The sequence below is a fragment of the uncultured Kordia sp. genome (genome assembly GCF_947496985.1).
Classification (GTDB): Bacteria; Bacteroidota; Bacteroidia; order Flavobacteriales; family Flavobacteriaceae; genus Kordia.
Genome location: NZ_CANMEZ010000005.1, coordinates 140,203 through 157,974, shown reverse-complemented (window position 1 = coordinate 157,974; position 17,772 = coordinate 140,203). Strand labels below are relative to the sequence as shown.

Below are 17,772 nucleotides of genomic sequence, written 5' to 3'. Positions count from 1 at the left end.
AATTTGCGGTTTTGGTTTTCGACATTTTATCGAACCTGAAACCAATTTATAATTTTACCAACTTGCCTTTTTAACTCCAGGAATTAACCCTTTGTTGGCCATTTCTCTAAACATAACACGAGAAATACCGAATTGACGCATATACCCTTTTGGTCTTCCAGTAAGTTTGCAACGGTTGTGCATACGAACTGGAGAAGCATTTTTAGGTAACTTTTGTAATGCTTCGTAATCTCCAGCTTCTTTTAAAGCTTTTCTTTTCTCAGCATATTTAGCAACCGTTTTTGCTCTTTTCACCTCACGGGCTTTCATTGATTCTTTAGCCATAATTAATTCTTTTTAAAAGGTAACCCTAATTGAGTTAATAATGATTTAGCTTCTTTATCAGTTGAAGCAGAAGTTACAAATGTAATATCCATTCCTGCAATTCTGTTCACTTTATCGATATTTATTTCTGGAAAGATAATTTGCTCAGTAATTCCTAAGTTATAATTACCTCTTCCGTCGAATCCATTTGCTTTGATTCCACCAAAATCTCTTACACGTGGTAAGGCTGAAGTAACCAATCTATCTAAGAACTCGTACATCTTCTCTCCTCTTAACGTAACTTTTGCACCAATTGGCATTCCTTTACGTAATTTGAAAGTAGCGACATCCTTTTTAGATATTGTAGCAATTGCTTTCTGTCCAGTAATCTTTGCTAACTCATCTGTAGCATGATCAATTAATTTCTTATCAGCTACAGCTCCACCAACACCTCTACTTAAAACTATTTTTTCAAGTTTTGGCACTTGCATTACGTTATTGTAACTGAATTCTTCTGTAAGAGCTTGGATAACTCTATCCTTATACTCTTGTTTTAATCTTGGAATGTAAGCCATAACTATATTACTTCATTAGATTTTTTAGAAAACCTTACTTTCTTGTCTCCTTCCACTCTGTATCCTACTCTTGTTGTTTCTCCTTTAGAAGTTAACAAAGATAGGTTAGACACTTGGATAGGCGCTTCTTTTTTAACGATTCCACCTTGAGGATTTTGAGCACTAGGCTTTTGATGCTTAGATACCATATTTACTCCTTCAACAATCGCTTTGTTTTTTTCACGAAGTACAGAAAGCACTTTACCTTCAGAACCTTTATGGTCTCCAGCAATAACGCGTACTGTATCTCCTGATTTTATCTTTAGTTTTGTCATCTTAAATAATGTATTAAAGTACCTCTGGTGCTAATGATACTATTTTCATGAATTGTTTATCACGAAGTTCTCTTGCAACCGGTCCGAAAACACGTGTACCTCTCATTTCCCCAGTTGGGTTTAAAAGAACACAAGCATTATCATCAAATCTAATATAAGATCCATCTGGTCTTCTTACTTCTTTCTTAGTACGTACAACAACTGCTGTAGAAACTTGTCCTTTCTTTACACTTCCGTTAGGAGTTGCATCTTTTACAGTTACAACAATTTTGTCTCCAACTGAAGCGTAACGTCTTTTTGTTCCACCTAGAACACGGATAGTTAAAACTTCTTTAGCTCCCGTGTTATCTGCTACTTTTAATCTTGATTCTTGTTGTACCATAATTACTTAGCTCTTTCAATGATTTCAACTAATCTCCAACATTTAGTTTTACTTAATGGACGTGTTTCCATTATTTTAACTGTATCACCAATGTTACAATCGTTCTTTTCGTCGTGTGCAACGTATTTTTTAGTTTTTAACACGAACTTTCCGTACATAGGATGCTTTACTCGTTTTACTTCAGAAACCACGATTGATTTCGTCATTTTATTACTAGTAACAACACCTATTCTCTCTTTTCTTAAATTTCTTTTTTCCATCTGTCAGTAGAATTCAATTTATTGCAATTCTCTTTTAGTTAGTTCAGTAGCTATTCTAGCAACTGTTCTTCTCGCAAATCGCAATTGAATTGGATTTTCTAGAGGAGAAATAGCGTTTGCAAATTTTAAATCAGCGTAGCTTTTTTTAGACTCCTTCAATTTCTCTTGTAACTCAGCTACAGATAATTCTTTAATTTCTGATTGTTTCATAACTTATTAAAAATTAAGCTTCGAAATCTCGAGCTACAATAAACTTAGTTTTAACTGGTAATTTTTGAGCAGCTAAGCGTAATGCTTCTTTAGCAACGTTCATAGGAACGCCTCCTACTTCAAAAATTATTCTTCCAGGTTTTACAACAGCTGCCCAGTATTCTGGTGCACCTTTACCTTTACCCATACGCACTTCTAATGGCTTCTTTGTAATTGGCTTGTCTGGAAAAATCTTGATCCATAATTGACCTTCTCTTTTCATGAAACGTGTTGCCGCAACACGGGCTGCTTCAATTTGACGAGATGTCAAGAAATTTGCATCTAATGATTTGATACCAAACATACCGTTAGAAAGCAAGTGACCTCTTCCAGAGTTCCCTTTCATACGCCCTTTCTGTACTTTACGATATTTTGTTCTTTTTGGCTGTAACATTTTTCTTTACCTTTAAAAAATTACTTTCTACGACGAGATTTTCCTTTTCCACCTGAATTATTTCCACCTTTTCCTGACTGTTTTTTAGCCATTCCAACTAATGGAGATAATTCTCTTTTTCCATAAACCTCACCTTTCATTATCCATACTTTTACTCCTAATCTACCGTAAGTAGTGTGAGATTCATGTAATGCATAATCGATATCTGCTCTGAAAGTTGATAAAGGAATACGACCATCTTTGTAAGATTCTGATCTTGCCATTTCCGCTCCGTTTAAACGTCCAGAAATTTGCACTTTAATACCTTCTGCATTCATACGCATTGCAGCAGCGATAGCCATTTTGATAGCTCTTCTGTACGAAATTCTGTTTTCGATTTGACGAGCGATACTAGCCGCAACTAAGTTTGCATCAAGTTCAGGTCTTTTAATCTCAAAGATATTGATCTGTACTTCTTTACCTGTAATCTTCTTAAGCTCCTCTTTTAACTTGTCTACCTCTTGACCTCCTTTACCAATAATGATACCTGGACGTGCCGTAGTGATAGTAACGGTTACAAGTTTAAGCGTACGCTCAATGATTACTCTAGAAACACTAGCTTTAGATAAACGAGCATGGATATACTTTCTGATTTTATCGTCCTCAGCAAGCTTATCTCCATAGTCATTACCTCCGTACCAGTTAGATTCCCATCCTCTGATAATACCAAGGCGATTTCCGATTGGATTTGTCTTTTGTCCCATACTTCTTATCTTAACTTTGTGTATTATTATTAGCTCCTAACACCAATGTAACATGGTTGGAACGTTTTCTAATTCTATGTGCACGACCTTGTGGAGCTGGACGTAGTCTTTTCAACATACTTCCACCATCAACTCTGATCTCTTTTACAAATAATTCAGCTTCTTCAACGCTTGCATCTTCGTTTTTAGCTTGCCAGTTTGCAATTGCAGACAACAATAATTTTTCTAAACGACGTGATGCTTCTTTTTGACTGAATTTTAATATATGAAGCGCTATTTCTACTTTCTTACCTCTTACTAAATCCGCTACTAGGCGCATTTTTCTTGGCGAAGTAGGGCAGTTATTCAACTTTGCAAAGGCTATGCTTTTCTTAGCCTCTTTGATTTGCTCTGCTCTTTCTCTTTTACGAACTCCCATAGCCTCTTATTATTTTTTTCCTTTATTTTTTGCACCTGCATGACCTCTAAATGATCTTGTTGGTGAAAATTCTCCTAATTTATGTCCTACCATGTTTTCAGTAACATATACAGGAACGAACTGACGACCGTTATGCACAGCAATAGTTTGACCAACGAAATCTGGAGTAATCATAGATGCTCTTGACCAAGTTTTGATCACAGCTTTCTTTCCTGACTCAACATTTTGTTGAACTTTTTTATCTAAACTATAGTGAACGTAAGGTCCTTTTTTTAATGATCTTGCCATGTCTTATTTCTTTCTACGTTCTATAATATACTTATTACTTGCTTTCGTCTTAGATCTTGTACGGTATCCTTTAGCTGGAATTCCGTTTCTAGATCTTGGGTGTCCTCCAGAAGATTTACCTTCACCACCACCCATTGGGTGATCGACAGGGTTCATTACTACTGGTCTAGTTCTTGGTCTTCTACCTAACCATCTTCCTCTACCTGCCTTACCAGATACTAATAACTGGTGATCAGAGTTAGAGATAGCTCCAATTGTCGCTAAACAGTTAGCCATTACCATTCTAGTTTCACCTGAAGGCAATTTGATTGTAGCGTATTTTCCATCACGTGCCATTAATTGAGCAAACGCTCCTGCACTACGAGCCATAACAGCTCCTTGTCCTGGACGTAATTCTACACAAGAAATAATAGTTCCTAAAGGAATATTACTCAAAGGCATTGTATTTCCGATTTCTGGAGCAACTTTCTCTCCTGAAACAACAGACTGTCCTACTTTCAAACCATTTTGAGCGATGATATAACGTTTTTCACCATCAGCATACTGAACTAATGCAATGAAAGCAGTTCTATTTGGATCATACTCAATCGATTTTACTTCAGCAGAAACTTCTTTTTTGTTTCTTTTGAAATCGATAATACGATATCTTTTCTTATGACCACCTCCGATGTAACGCATGGTCATTTTCCCTTGATTGTTTCTACCACCAGACCTCTTTTTCGGTGCAAGTAAACTCTTTTCCGGCTTATCAGTAGTAATGGCATCGAATCCATTAACTACTCTAAAACGCTGAGCTGGTGTAATTGGTTTTAATTTTCTTACTGACATTTTTTGTCTTTACTTATATATTGCTATAAAAATCAATAATATCTCCTTCCGCTACATCAACTATCGCTTTTTTCGTTGCGTTAGTTTTCCCATGCTGAATACCAGTCTTCGTGTAACGTGTTTTTCTATCAGGTCCGTAATTCATAGTACGAACTTTCTCTACAGAAACCCCATAAGTAGCTTCTATAGTTTTCTTAATCTCAACTTTATTAGCATTTACATTTACTAAGAAAGTGTAACGATTATTTAATTCACTATCAGCAGTAGCTTTTTCAGTTACAACTGGTTTAATTAAGATGCTCATTTGGTTCCTTATTTACTTAAATTTGACTCAATTCCTTCTAATGCACCTTCGAAAAGAACTACGCTATTTGCGTTAACAATTTTATAAGTGCTTAATTCTGAGCTAGTTAAAACCTCAGAGGTTTTCAAATTACGTGACGACAAATATACATTATTATTTGAATCACCCAACACAAATAGCGATTTTTTACTATCTAACCCTAAAGCTTTCAATACATTGATGAAATTTTTAGTCTTAGGAGTATCAAAATTAAAGTCTTCAATAACGATGATTGACTCGCTTTTTGCTTTTAATGCAAGAGCTGATTTTCTAGCCAATCTCTTTACATTTTTATTCAATTTTTGAGAATAACTTCTTGGTCTTGGACCAAAAACTCTACCTCCACCTTTGAATAATGGGTTTTTAATACTACCTGCTCTCGCCGTACCAGTACCTTTTTGCTTTTTAATCTTCCTAGTACTACCTACGATTTCAGCTCTTTCTTTCGCCTTATGCGTTCCTTGTCTTTGATTCGCAAGATATTGCTTCACGTCTAAGTATACTGCATGATCATTTGGCTCTATAGCGAAAACAGCATCAGAAAGGTTTGCCTTTCTACCTGTTTCTTTTCCGTTTATATCTAAAACTGCTACTTCCATTACTTCTGAACGATTACATAAGCGTTTTTGTGCCCAGGAACACATCCTTTGACAACTATCAAGTTCTTCTCAGGAACAACTTTTAAAACTCTTAAATTTTGAACTTTCACTTTATCTCCACCCATTCTTCCTGCCATACGCATTCCTTTGAATACACGTGCAGGGTAAGATGCAGCTCCAATAGATCCTGGCGCTCTAAGACGGTTATGCTGACCGTGAGTGGCTTGACCAACTCCAGCAAATCCGTGACGTTTTACAACCCCTTGGAATCCTTTACCCTTTGAAGTACCAGCAACATCTACAAATTCACCTTCTGCAAAGTGATCTACAGTGATACTGTCTCCTAATTTATACTCTTTCTCAAATCCTTGGAATTCAACAACTTTATACTTAGGCGAAGTACCTGCTTTTTTAAAGTGACCATTAGCCGCTTTTGAAGCACGTTTTTCTGCCTTGTCATCGAAACCAAGTTGAAGAGCTTCATACCCGTCAACCTCATTGGTTCTGACTTGGGTAACAACACAAGGTCCAGCCTCAATAACAGTACATGGAACGTTTTTTCCATTCTCGTCAAAGATGCTAGTCATGCCGATTTTTTTTCCGATTAACCCAGACATATTTATTAATTTAATTTATTATTATTTGCTTTATTTCTTAAAGCCTTAAAAAAAACAGGGTCAAATACTTCAACCCTGTTTGATGTATTTTTCCATTTTTCCTTTGCGAAACGCTCCGGACATGTTACTAAAAGATTCTCTTTTAGCTTTTATGATCACACTTTGATCTCAACTTCAACCCCACTTGGCAATTCAAGTTTCATAAGCGCATCAATTGTCTTTGAAGAAGAACTATAAATATCTAGTAATCTCTTATAAGAACTTAATTGAAATTGCTCTCTTGATTTCTTGTTTACGTGTGGAGAACGTAATACAGTAAAGATTTTTTTGTGTGTTGGTAACGGAATTGGCCCAGTTACTACAGCACCTGTAGTTTTTACTGTTTTTACGATTTTCTCAGCTGATTTATCAACTAAGTTATGATCGTATGATTTTAATTTTATTCTAATTTTTTGACTCATTTTCTTAGTTTTAAGCAGTTACACCTTTTGATTTAGCAATTACTTCTTCAGAAATATTAGAAGGAGTTTCTGCATAATGAGAGAATTCCATTGTTGAAGTTGCTCTACCAGATGACAATGTTCTTAAAGAAGTAACATATCCAAACATTTCAGATAATGGCACTGTAGCCTTTACAACTTTAGAACCAGCTCTATCAGACATGTCAGATACTTGTCCACGACGACGGTTTAAGTCACCTACAATATCTCCCATGTTTTCTTCTGGAGTTAACACTTCTAACTTCATGATTGGCTCAAGGATTTTAGCTCCCGCTGCTTTCGCCGCTGCCTTATAACCCATCTTCGCTGCCAATTCAAATGATAATGCATCAGAATCTACAGGGTGAAAAGACCCATCCTTTAAAACAATCTTCATAGAATCCATTTCGAATCCTGCTAAAGGACCATTCAACATTGCTGTTGCAAAACCTTTCTCTACAGAAGGAATAAATTCTTTAGGAATACGACCACCTTTAATTTGATCAACAAATTGCAATCCAGTACCTTCGAAATCTTCATCCACTGGGCTCATTTCAAAAACAATGTCTCCAAATTTACCACGCCCACCAGATTGCTTCTTATAAGTTTCCCTATGCTCAGCTAATTTTGTTAACGCTTCTTTGTACTCAACCTGAGGCTCACCTTGATTCACTTCAACCTTAAACTCACGTCTTAAACGATCTACAATAATATCTAAGTGAAGCTCTCCCATTCCCGAGATAATAGTTTGACCTGAAGCTTCATCAGTTTTAACTGTAAACGTAGGATCTTCTTCAGCTAATTTACCTAAAGCAATTCCTAATTTATCAACATCAGCTTTCGTTTTAGGCTCAACCGCGATACCAATTACTGGATCAGGGAAGTCCATAGATTCCAAAATAATTGGATTCTTTTCATCAGAAAGTGTATCTCCAGTTTTAATACTCTTAAAACCTACAGCTGCTCCAATATCTCCTGCCTCGATATAATCGATTGCATTTTGCTTATTAGAGTGCATTTGATAGATACGTGAAATACGCTCTTTTTTACCAGAACGATTATTTAACACATAAGAACCAGCATCTAGCCTTCCTGAATATGCACGGAAAAATGCTAAACGACCTACGAATGGATCTGTAGCAATTTTAAATGCTAATGCAGCGAAAGGATCTTTCACATCTGGCTTACGCGTGATTACATCTCCTGTATCAGGATCTGTACCTTTAATATCTTCTTTATCTAAAGGAGAAGGCAAGTAACGACAAACAGCATCTAACAAGAATTGAACTCCTTTGTTTTTAAATGCAGAACCACAAATCATTGGAATGATTGCCATATCCATTACAGCAGCTCTTAATGCAGCATGAACTTCTTCTTCAGTGATAGAGTTTTCATCTTCCATGAACTTCTCTAACAAGTTCTCGTCATACGTCGCAACCTCTTCAATTAATAAAGCACGTGCTTCAGCAGCTTCTTCTTTTAATTCTTCTGGAATATCAATCACATCAAAAGTAGCTCCTTGCGTGTTATCATGCCAAACAATAGCACGGTTTTTCACCAAGTCAACAATACCTTTAAAGTCCATCTCTTCTCCAATCGGTAATACAATTTGCACAGCGTTAGAACCTAACATCTCTTTCACCTGCTTACAAACCATAGAAAAGTTTGAACCTTGACGATCCATCTTGTTTACAAATCCAATTCTTGGAACTTTGTAATTATCAGCAAGTCTCCAGTTAGTTTCAGATTGCGGCTCAACACCATCAACTGCACTAAATAAGAAAACTAACCCATCCAACACACGCAATGAACGGTTTACTTCCACCGTAAAATCAACGTGACCTGGAGTATCAATAATATTAAAATGGTATCCTTTTGCATCAGCAGTTGGCTTACCATTTTCTGTTGGGAATTGCCATGTACATGTTGTAGCAGCAGACGTAATTGTAATACCACGCTCTTGCTCTTGCTCCATCCAGTCCATTGTTGCAGCACCATCGTGCACTTCTCCAATTTTGTGACTTACACCTGTATAATATAATACACGCTCTGTAGTTGTTGTTTTACCAGCATCAATGTGAGCAGCGATACCGATATTTCTAGTATATTTTAAATCTCTAGCCATTTCTTTAGTTGTGTCTGATTAAAATCTAAAATGTGAGAATGCTTTATTTGCTTCAGCCATCTTATGAGTATCTACTCTCTTTTTAACTGCCGCACCTTCTTCTTTAGCTGCTGCTAATACTTCAGAAGCTAATTTTAAAGCCATTGACTTCTCGTTTCTTTTACGTGAATAGCTAATTAGCCATTTCATAGCAATTGATACTTTTCTATCTGGTCTAATTTGCATTGGAATTTGGAATGTAGCTCCACCCACTCTACGCGAACGAACTTCTACATGCGGCATTACATTAGACAATGCTTCTTTCCAAATTTCTAAAGCTGTTTTTTCTTCGTCTGTTTTCTTTGAATCTACAATATCAATTGCATCATAGAAAATCTTAAATGCTACTGACTTTTTACCATCCCACATTAAGTTATTCACGAAACGTGTAACTAATTGGTCATTAAACTTTGGATCCGGTAAAAGAGGTCTCTTTTTCGCCTTACTTTTTCTCATGTCTTTACATTAAAAGTTTTAAAATTACTTCTTTGGGCGTTTTGCACCGTACTTAGATCTACGTTGTGTTCTTCCTTCTACACCTGCGGTGTCTAAAGCTCCACGAACGATATGATATCTAACTCCTGGTAAATCTTTTACCCTTCCACCTCTAACTAATACTATCGAGTGCTCTTGTAGATTGTGTCCTTCTCCTGGAATGTATGCATTCACTTCATTACCATTTGTCAAACGAACCCTTGCAACTTTACGCATTGCTGAATTCGGTTTTTTTGGCGTTGTTGTGTAAACACGTGTACAAACTCCACGTCTCTGAGGACAAGAATCTAAAGCAGCCGATTTACTCTTCTTAGTTATTTTGGCTCTTCCTTTTCTTACTAATTGTGAAATTGTTGGCATCTATTATTAAATATATTTTGATGTTAAAACCCTCTTTAGAGGGCGGCAAAGGTAAGTATTATTTCCAATTATTCAAATCTTAACGACTTAATTTTCAATAAGATTAATTTTTTAAAGCTTTCACACACATTAATTCCTGTTTTTTTACGTTACTTTGACAACATTCGCATTCACTTTTTAGTTTGAAAAATTTACCACGACATATTTATCCTTTATTTTTTTTACTTTTTTGTTTTTCATATATGAATAGTCAAACACTAAACGTAAAGGGAAGCAACGAAAATGAACAAATCATTATTGATGGTACGAACTATAAAAAATCGCACGAAAATATAAAATCTATTCTAGATGAACTCAATTCGCTTCAAAAAGCATTCTTCACTATTGGCTATTTTGACGCTTCTTACTCAGAACTTGAAAAAATAAACGACTCCACATATCAGAGTATTTTCAAATTAAATTCAAAATACAACTCTCTAAAAATAAATTACAATAAAGAGAAAATGAATTTAGATGTTTTAAGCGCGTTCAGTCTAGATTTTACAGATTCTCATCTCACCATTACTCCAGAAAATCTGACTCCTTTCTTAGAAGCATTGGTTGAAAACTTCCAAAACACAGGAAATCCTTTCGCAGAAGTCCAGCTTAAAAACATTGCCAAACAAGAAAACACTATTCTTGCAGATCTAGACATTAAAGTCATTGAAAAAAGAAGATTAGACAAAGTTATTATTAAAGGATACGAAAAGTTTCCAAAGTCTTATGTAAAAAACTACTTAAGACTCACCTCTAAAGTTTTCAACAAAGAAGAAATTACAACACAAACGAAACGAATTGATCAACTTCGTTTTGCACAACAATTAAAAGATCCCGAATTATTATTCACTAAAGACTCTACTACTTTATATATATATGTAGAAAAAGTAAAGAGCAATTTCTTCGATGGTTTTATCGGATTTAATTCAGATGAAGATACTGGAAACTTAAAATTGAACGGCTACCTTGATTTGAAACTAATTAATAATTTAAATTCGGGAGAGGAGTTTAATATTTTATGGAAGAATGACGGAAATAAGCAAACTAAGTTTTTGGCCGACTTAAGGATTCCATATATATTCAATTCTCCAATTGGTATAAATGCTGCACTAGACATTTTTAAACGCGATTCTTTATTTACAACTGTAAATACAACTTTCAAAACTTTTTATCAGATCAATCAAAACAATCAAGTTCATATAGGAATACAACAAATAGAATCAAACAACCTTTTAGATGACAATTCAAATACCGCAATTGATGATTATAAAAGTTTTTTTACCACTGCTGGATACACTTATAATAAACGCAACAACAGTTACAGTATATTTCCCAACAAAACCACTGTAAACCTAGAAGGGCAAGTAGGAAATCGAAAAAACGACTCCGAAAAGAACAAACAAAGCAAAGTCTCATTTACTGGAAATCATTTATGGGAACTCAACAACAGAAACTTCATCTACATAAACAACACTTCTGAAGCTTTATTTTCTGACACCTATCTCACAAATGAAAAATTACGCTTTGGAGGAATCCAATCCATTAGAGGCTTTAACGAAAATAGCTTAGAAGCTACACTATACAGCACCATCAATACAGAGTACCGATATATCCTATCAAGAAACTCCTATGTACACTCAATTATAGACTTCACATATTTTCAGGACGACCTCACAAATACCACTGCAAAACTCTACGGTTTTGGCTTCGGACTAGGAATTCGATCTAAATCAGGTCTCTTAAAAATTAATTATGCTGTTGGAAAAACTGACAATTCTAGCATTAAACTCTCTGAATCTAAGGTCCATATAAGTCTATCCACTTCCTTTTAACAAAGACTTAATCCTATTTTTTATTGAATTATAGTCACTTTTTTCCTTAAAAAAATAGGAATATTAACATATTATTATGATTTTTGGAATAGCTAATTCAAATAATTAACACAATGAGAACAAAGTTTAATGGAGTATTAACGCTTTTATTAGCGTTAATGGTGCAGCTAGCGCTTGCACAAGAACAAACAGTCTCTGGTACTGTTTCCGACGAATCTGGCCTTCCGTTACCGGGAGCTAGTGTAGTAATCAAAGGAACAAATACAGGAGTGTCTACTAATTTTGATGGTATTTACAACATTAAAGCTAGTAAAGGACAAACTTTAGTATTTAGTTACATTGGTTACGGCAAAAAAGAAGTTGTTGTCGGAGCTTCAAACAAAATTGACATTTCTTTAGAACCTGCAGACAATCAACTTGAAGAAGTGATTATTACTGCGCAAGGTATTAAGAAAGAGAAAAAAGCCTTAGGATATGCAGTAACAACTGTAGACAGTAAAGACCTAGAGCAGAAAGCAGATACGGATATCGGTAAGATATTACGTGGTAAAGCTTCTGGGGTTAGGATTACTGGTTCTGGAGGTGTATCTGGTAGTGGTTCTAATATCATTATTAGAGGGCAGTCTTCTATTACGGGTGGAAACCAACCTTTATTTATTGTAGATGGTGTTCCATTTGACGGATCATCAGGTGGTGCAAACCAGTCTGCTAGTTCAGCTGATTTCCAATCTGGTAACGTAAGTAGTAGATTTGCCGATATCGATCCTAACAACATTGAAAGCGTAAGTATCTTAAAAGGTTTAAGTGCAACTGCTCTTTATGGAGGTGAAGGACGTAATGGGGTAATTTTAATTACTACAAAAACTGGAAAAGATGCCAATAAAAAAATGGAGGTTACTGTAAACCAATCTATTTTCTTTAACAGCATTGTTTTACCAGATTACCAAGATACTTGGGGTAACGGTTTCCAAAACGTATACGGAGCCTTCTTTAGTAACTGGGGAGCTCGTTTTGATAGTCAAGCTACTATTGATAATGCATTTAGAACATCTATCTTGAATAACTTCGGTGTTGAGCCATCAGTTTTATTCCCAGGAAGACCTGGATTAGACACTCCAAATGTAGAATACAGACCTTATGACAGTCAGAAAGAATTTTTCAAAACAGGTACAATTAGCAGTACTTCTGTAAACGTTGCCGGAGCATTTTCAGACAAAGGAAGTTTCAATGCTTCTTATGCACATGTTGATGATCAATCATTTATTCCAAACAATAGCTTACGAAGAGATAACTTCTCTGTAGGTGGAAGATTCAAAATGTCAAATAAATTTACTGTTTCTGGTAAAATTAGTTTAGCAAAAACAGATATTAGAAGTCCATTTACTGATGCTTCTACTGGTAGTGACGTAACATCTTCTACAGCTGGAACTGGAGGTATTGCTTCTATCTGGAATATTCTTTATTTACCACGAAGTGTAGATATCAACTTACCATCACAACATCCAGTAACAGGAGAAAGTGTTTGGTATAGAGGTGGAAATGACCGTACAAACCCAAGATGGGTACTAAACAACACACAGGATAAGAATAGCACTGACCGTGTTTTTGCAAACTTCGTTACTTCTTATGAAGCTGCAGATTGGCTAACAGTTAGCTATAGATTAGGACTTGATAGTCAAAACACAAGATCTAGACGTGTAATTAACAAAGGATCTAATGATGGACTTCATCCTAATGGATATTTACAAACTACCTCTGAGAGGTTTACAATTTGGGATCACTCTTTATTAGCGTCTATCGACAAAGAAATTAATGAGGATTTCGCAATTCAAGCTACTATTGGTGGAACATCTAAGCGTCAAGTTTTTGAGCGTGATGGATCCGAAAGTAGAGATCAGATTGTATTTGGGCTATGGAATCACTTAAACTTCAGCAACTCTAGTACAATTATTGAAGGAACAGTGTTTGCTGACAACAATCTTACATACCAAACATTTAATGAACAAAACAACGTTGCATTATATGCTTCAGGTACATTATCATACAAAAACTTCTTATACTTAAACGCTACAGCGAGAAACGAGTGGAACTCTACATTAGAGCAACAAAACAGGTCTCAGTTTTCTCCTGGTGTAAGTATGTCTTTCATTCCAACATCTGCTTTCCCTGAAATCAGATCTGAAGGAGGATTAAACTTTTTAAAGTTAAGAGCTGGTTACGGTACTTCTCCAGGTTTCCCTGGACCATACAACACAAGAAGTGTTATATCGTTAGTACCTAACATTTTCCAAACTGCTGGAGGAAACGGAACTGTAACAACAGGTATTCCTAACTTCTTACCTAATCCTGCATTAAAGCCGGAATTATCTAAAGAGCTTGAATTTGGAGTTGAAACTAGATTCTTAAACAACAGAGTTGGATTAGAATTCACATATTATAGCAGAGATACGGAAGATCAAATTATCCAAAGACCTTTAGCTCCTGAAACAGGATACACAAGTACATTCACAAACATTGGTAATGTAATCAACGAAGGTTTTGAAATTTCTTATGACATTACTCCTATTAAAACAGAAGACTTCGAATTTAAACTTTCTGGTAGTTTCACTCAAAACGAAAGTGAAGTAAAAGGTCTTGATGATGGAGAGCAAATCCTTTACGGAGGTATCTTCGCAACTCCTGCAAACGCAGCAATTAACGGACAGCCGTTAGGTGTTATTGTTGGTAGTAGAGTTCTAAGAGATGATGCTGGCAACCGTTTGGTTGACGAAAACGGATACTGGATTCAAGATCCTACAAATGGTATAATTGGTGACCCAAACCCAGACTGGTTTACTACAGTAAACACAGGATTTACTTGGAAAAACTTATCATTTAACATGCAATGGGAATACCAAAAAGGTGGAGACATCTACGCTACGACCGTAGGAGCACTAGTTGGTAGAGGATTAGTTGAAGATACTGATTTTGACAGAACACAAAGTATTGTTTTACCAGGTGTACGTCAATCTACAGGACAACCAAATGACATTCAAGTAACATCAACTGAAGCATACTTTAACAATATTGGTTTCGGTACTGATGAACTATTAATTTATGATGCTACACATATTAGATTAAGAGAAGCATCTATTAGCTATAGATTACCTAAGAAATGGTTAGAAAGAACTCCTTTCGGGAATGTATCTCTTACAGTTTCAGGTCAAAACCTATGGGTAAAAGCATTCAACACACCTGATAGTGTAAACTACGATCCTGAATTGAACAGTTTAGGTGTTGGTAACTCTCAAGGGTTTGACTACTTAACTTCTTGGAATTCTAGAAGATATGGTATGAGTATAAAAGTAACATTCTAAAAAAAATGACAATGAAAATAAAAAATAACAAATTATTTTGGTTGCTAGCACTAATACTTGTATTCTCTTGTGAAACAACAGAATTAGACTTACTAGTAGACCCGAATGTACCCTCGCCAGAGACATTAAATGAAGATGGAAGTTTAAATTTCATCCAGTTCAACTTTGCTTCATTCTTTGCAGAAGCAACAGAGGCAGGTGCAGAAACTGTACGTTTAGAGTACATGTTTGACACATACGAAGTTAACTTCAACAATTCTAATGCAAATTTAGGAGGAATGTGGCGTATTGGATATGCTGACGTTTTAAATGAAGTTCAAGCATTAATTCCAATTGCTACAAATAGCGGAAGTGTTCGTCACACTGGTGTTGCTAGAATTATTAAAGCATACACATTAATGACACTTGTAGATTACTTTGGAGATGTTCCTTACTCAGAAGCATTACAAGGTGATTCAGGAGAAGTTTTCCCTAATGTTGATCCAGGAGCTGATGTATATGCGGCAGCTTTAGCTGAATTAGACTTAGCATTAGCTGACTTTGCCAGTATAGATGGAAATACTCCAACCTTTAACGATTTATTTTATGGAGAAGGAAGCAGTAATTCAATGACTAAATGGACAAAATTTTTAAACACACTTAAACTCAAGTACTATTTAAATAGAAGACTTATTGATCCAGCTGGTGCTACCGCAGGAATCAATGCACTTTTAACAGCTGGAGATCTTATTACATCAAGTGAAGATGATTTCAAGTGGACTTCTGGAACTGCAGACAATCCACAAAGTAAGCACCCTTACTACGTAGAAGAATATGAAGCTGCAAACCCTGGAGAGTATATCCCTAATTATTTAATGTGGGCATTAACACTTGAAAAAGGTACTGACGATCCAAGATTGAGATATTACACATACAGACAAGTAGGTGCTTTCCCAACAGATCCTGCCACACTAGACAACGAAATTGATTGTTGGAATGACCCAAGACCTGCTACATATGCAGCAATTGACGCAATGCAAGCTGTTCCATTACCATTCTGTTCTTTATTTGGACGAGGAGATGGATACTGGGGTAGAGATCATGCAGAAGCTGATGGTATTCCACCAGATAATGCAAAAAGATCAACATTTGGAGTATATCCTGCTGGTGGACGTTTTGATGATAATGATGCTGACAGTATTGACTCTGGAGATGGTTTAGACGGTGCTGGAATATGGCCAATCATGATGGATTCTTTCGTATACTTCATGAGAGCAGAAGCTGCTTTATTTTTAGGAACAGCTGACACTCCTGAAGCAATGCTTGAGCAAGGAATCAGATCTTCCATGAACACAGTAATTGGATTTTTACCAAACCCTGCTGATTTCACAAATACATCTGACGCTACAGATATCAATGATTACGTTACTGCGGTAATGACTGCATATATGGCTGCAGCTAATGACACTGAAAGAATGGCTATTATTGGTAAAGAATACTGGTTAGCTATGTATGGAAATGGAGTTGAAGGATACAATCTTTACAGAAGAACTGGAGCTCCTAACAACTTACAACCTACATTACTAGGAACAGGAGGATTCCCAAGATCATTCTTATATCCAAACGTTACGGTTGATAGAAATATAAATATCACTCAGAAGCCTGGATTATCAGAACAAGTATTCTGGGATAATAATCCTGCTGGATTTATTCAATAAAAAAGATAAATTATGAAAAATAAATTATTAAAATCATTCTTAGTACTCGGCGCTATGACTTTAGCGTTCAGTAGCTGTTCGGATGACGAGACATTACCTGTCCAGTTTGACGAATTGATTAATTCTGGAGTGCCATTCGCTACAGAAATAACTACCAATGGATCTACAAATGTTAATAAATTAGATCCAAGTAGCTCAAGCTTCTCCAAGGACTATCAATTAATTTCTCCAGCCGGAGGAACAGATATTACCAAAGTAGATGTATATGTTAGCTTAGATGGAGAAAACATTACTGCTTCAGAAACATTATTAGCAACTGTAAGCGCTTCTAGTTTTACAACTCCTGCTGACGGAGGCTATCCAGAAGTAAATGTAGCCTTTGATGGAGGAAGTATCATTTCTGCTTTAGGAATTGACGCTTCAGCTTTAGAAGGTGGAGACACATTTGCTTACAGATTAGCTGTCACAAATTCTCAAGGAACTTTCTCTGACGTAAGTTCTAATTTTGACAATCAATCAGCTGATCACACATTCTCATCAACAGTTGTATGCCTTGCTCCACCACCTCCAGGTGTATGGACAATAGACATGCATGATTCTTATGGAGATGGATGGCAAACTATTGGTAATAGCTCTGCCCCTATCACTATCACATTAGATGATGGAACTGTATTTGAAGTTGGACTATGTACTCCATATGAAGCAAACACATTTGACTGTATTGATGAGTCAAATGACGGTACTGACACGATCACAATTCCAGCAGGAACTGTATCTGCAGACTGGTTCTTCCCAGGAGATAACTACGGAGAAATTTCTTTTGAAATTTATGCTCCTAGCGGAAACTTAGTTGCTGCTTACACATCAGGATCTGCAGCTGGACCAATTGCATTAAACCTATGTAATGAATAGATAGATTTTCTTTAAAAATCAATCATAAATAAGACTGCTCATGAATATTATTCGTGAGCAGTTTTTTTTTAGTTGAATATTCTTTACTTTTCGTCCTTGAAAATCAATTGAGATTTTTACAATTACAA

The 17,772-nt window shown here is 35.9% G+C and carries 22 protein-coding genes; 4 read left to right on the top strand and 18 right to left on the bottom strand.

The features are described 5' to 3' along the window. Positions 1-54: 54 nt before the first annotated feature. From rpsN to rpsL, 18 genes are all read right to left on the bottom strand, one after another. The gene (rpsN, locus tag Q0828_RS14565) at positions 55-324 is read right to left on the bottom strand and encodes a 30S ribosomal protein S14 (protein WP_046756854.1); all 270 of its coding nucleotides are present in this window, start codon (positions 322-324) and stop codon (positions 55-57) included. Positions 325-326: 2 nt separating this feature from the next. Beyond that, the gene (gene rplE, locus Q0828_RS14560; protein WP_298422447.1) at positions 327-878 is read right to left on the bottom strand and encodes a 50S ribosomal protein L5; all 552 of its coding nucleotides are present in this window, start codon (positions 876-878) and stop codon (positions 327-329) included. A 2-nt stretch (positions 879-880) separates the two neighbouring features. Continuing rightward, positions 881-1,192: a 50S ribosomal protein L24 gene (rplX, locus tag Q0828_RS14555; protein WP_298422445.1), complete on the bottom strand. Its 312-nt coding sequence runs from the start codon at positions 1,190-1,192 to the stop codon at positions 881-883. Positions 1,193-1,205: 13 nt separating this feature from the next. Further along, positions 1,206-1,574 (bottom strand): 50S ribosomal protein L14, encoded by a 369-nt coding sequence (rplN, locus tag Q0828_RS14550; RefSeq protein WP_007094978.1) that lies wholly within the window; start codon positions 1,572-1,574, stop codon positions 1,206-1,208. A 2-nt stretch (positions 1,575-1,576) separates the two neighbouring features. Beyond that, on the bottom strand, positions 1,577-1,834 hold the full coding sequence (gene rpsQ, locus Q0828_RS14545) for a 30S ribosomal protein S17 (RefSeq protein ID WP_007094979.1): 258 nt from the start codon (positions 1,832-1,834) through the stop codon (positions 1,577-1,579). Positions 1,835-1,852: 18 nt separating this feature from the next. Further along, positions 1,853-2,044, bottom strand: coding sequence for a 50S ribosomal protein L29 (rpmC, locus tag Q0828_RS14540; protein ID WP_298422441.1), 192 nt, complete (start codon positions 2,042-2,044; stop codon positions 1,853-1,855). Between the two features lie 13 nt (positions 2,045-2,057). After that, entirely contained in the window at positions 2,058-2,477 is a 420-nt protein-coding gene (gene rplP, locus Q0828_RS14535) for a 50S ribosomal protein L16 (protein ID WP_298422438.1), read from the bottom strand. A 20-nt stretch (positions 2,478-2,497) separates the two neighbouring features. After that, the gene (gene rpsC, locus Q0828_RS14530) at positions 2,498-3,220 is read right to left on the bottom strand and encodes a 30S ribosomal protein S3 (RefSeq protein WP_298422435.1); all 723 of its coding nucleotides are present in this window, start codon (positions 3,218-3,220) and stop codon (positions 2,498-2,500) included. A 10-nt stretch (positions 3,221-3,230) separates the two neighbouring features. Continuing rightward, positions 3,231-3,638: a 50S ribosomal protein L22 gene (rplV, locus tag Q0828_RS14525; protein ID WP_046756860.1), complete on the bottom strand. Its 408-nt coding sequence runs from the start codon at positions 3,636-3,638 to the stop codon at positions 3,231-3,233. Between the two features lie 9 nt (positions 3,639-3,647). Next, the gene (rpsS, locus tag Q0828_RS14520; RefSeq protein ID WP_072303192.1) at positions 3,648-3,926 is read right to left on the bottom strand and encodes a 30S ribosomal protein S19; all 279 of its coding nucleotides are present in this window, start codon (positions 3,924-3,926) and stop codon (positions 3,648-3,650) included. A 3-nt stretch (positions 3,927-3,929) separates the two neighbouring features. Continuing rightward, a complete protein-coding gene (rplB, locus tag Q0828_RS14515) occupies positions 3,930-4,754 on the bottom strand; it encodes a 50S ribosomal protein L2 (protein WP_298422420.1) in 825 nt (274 codons plus the stop codon). Between the two features lie 13 nt (positions 4,755-4,767). Then, positions 4,768-5,058, bottom strand: coding sequence for a 50S ribosomal protein L23 (rplW, locus tag Q0828_RS14510; RefSeq protein ID WP_298422417.1), 291 nt, complete (start codon positions 5,056-5,058; stop codon positions 4,768-4,770). Between the two features lie 8 nt (positions 5,059-5,066). Further along, a complete protein-coding gene (rplD, locus tag Q0828_RS14505) occupies positions 5,067-5,696 on the bottom strand; it encodes a 50S ribosomal protein L4 (RefSeq protein ID WP_298422414.1) in 630 nt (209 codons plus the stop codon). Next, positions 5,696-6,313, bottom strand: a complete 618-nt coding sequence (gene rplC / locus Q0828_RS14500) for a 50S ribosomal protein L3 (RefSeq protein ID WP_298422410.1) — start codon at positions 6,311-6,313, stop codon at positions 5,696-5,698. Before rplC ends, rplD begins: the two co-directional genes overlap by 1 nt. 155 nt (positions 6,314-6,468) lie before the next feature. Beyond that, positions 6,469-6,774: a 30S ribosomal protein S10 gene (rpsJ, locus tag Q0828_RS14495; protein WP_007094989.1), complete on the bottom strand. Its 306-nt coding sequence runs from the start codon at positions 6,772-6,774 to the stop codon at positions 6,469-6,471. Positions 6,775-6,784: 10 nt separating this feature from the next. After that, positions 6,785-8,917, bottom strand: coding sequence for an elongation factor G (fusA, locus tag Q0828_RS14490; protein WP_298422406.1), 2,133 nt, complete (start codon positions 8,915-8,917; stop codon positions 6,785-6,787). Between the two features lie 18 nt (positions 8,918-8,935). Then, a complete protein-coding gene (gene rpsG, locus Q0828_RS14485; RefSeq protein ID WP_298422403.1) occupies positions 8,936-9,412 on the bottom strand; it encodes a 30S ribosomal protein S7 in 477 nt (158 codons plus the stop codon). A 24-nt stretch (positions 9,413-9,436) separates the two neighbouring features. Next, positions 9,437-9,811: a 30S ribosomal protein S12 gene (gene rpsL, locus Q0828_RS14480; RefSeq protein WP_007094992.1), complete on the bottom strand. Its 375-nt coding sequence runs from the start codon at positions 9,809-9,811 to the stop codon at positions 9,437-9,439. A gap of 242 nt (positions 9,812-10,053) precedes the next feature. Here rpsL and Q0828_RS14475 point away from each other — a divergent pair, with 242 nt between their 5' ends. From Q0828_RS14475 to Q0828_RS14460, 4 genes are all read left to right on the top strand, one after another. Then, positions 10,054-11,679, top strand: coding sequence for a hypothetical protein (locus Q0828_RS14475; RefSeq protein WP_298422398.1), 1,626 nt, complete (start codon positions 10,054-10,056; stop codon positions 11,677-11,679). Between the two features lie 113 nt (positions 11,680-11,792). Next, entirely contained in the window at positions 11,793-15,035 is a 3,243-nt protein-coding gene (locus Q0828_RS14470; RefSeq protein WP_298422395.1) for a SusC/RagA family TonB-linked outer membrane protein, read from the top strand. An 11-nt stretch (positions 15,036-15,046) separates the two neighbouring features. Beyond that, on the top strand, positions 15,047-16,732 hold the full coding sequence (locus Q0828_RS14465) for a SusD/RagB family nutrient-binding outer membrane lipoprotein (RefSeq protein WP_298422393.1): 1,686 nt from the start codon (positions 15,047-15,049) through the stop codon (positions 16,730-16,732). A gap of 12 nt (positions 16,733-16,744) precedes the next feature. Beyond that, positions 16,745-17,644 carry a hypothetical protein gene (locus Q0828_RS14460; protein ID WP_298422390.1) on the top strand — a complete coding sequence of 300 codons (900 nt, stop codon included), beginning with the start codon at positions 16,745-16,747 and terminating at the stop codon, positions 17,642-17,644. Positions 17,645-17,772 lie beyond the last annotated feature (128 nt).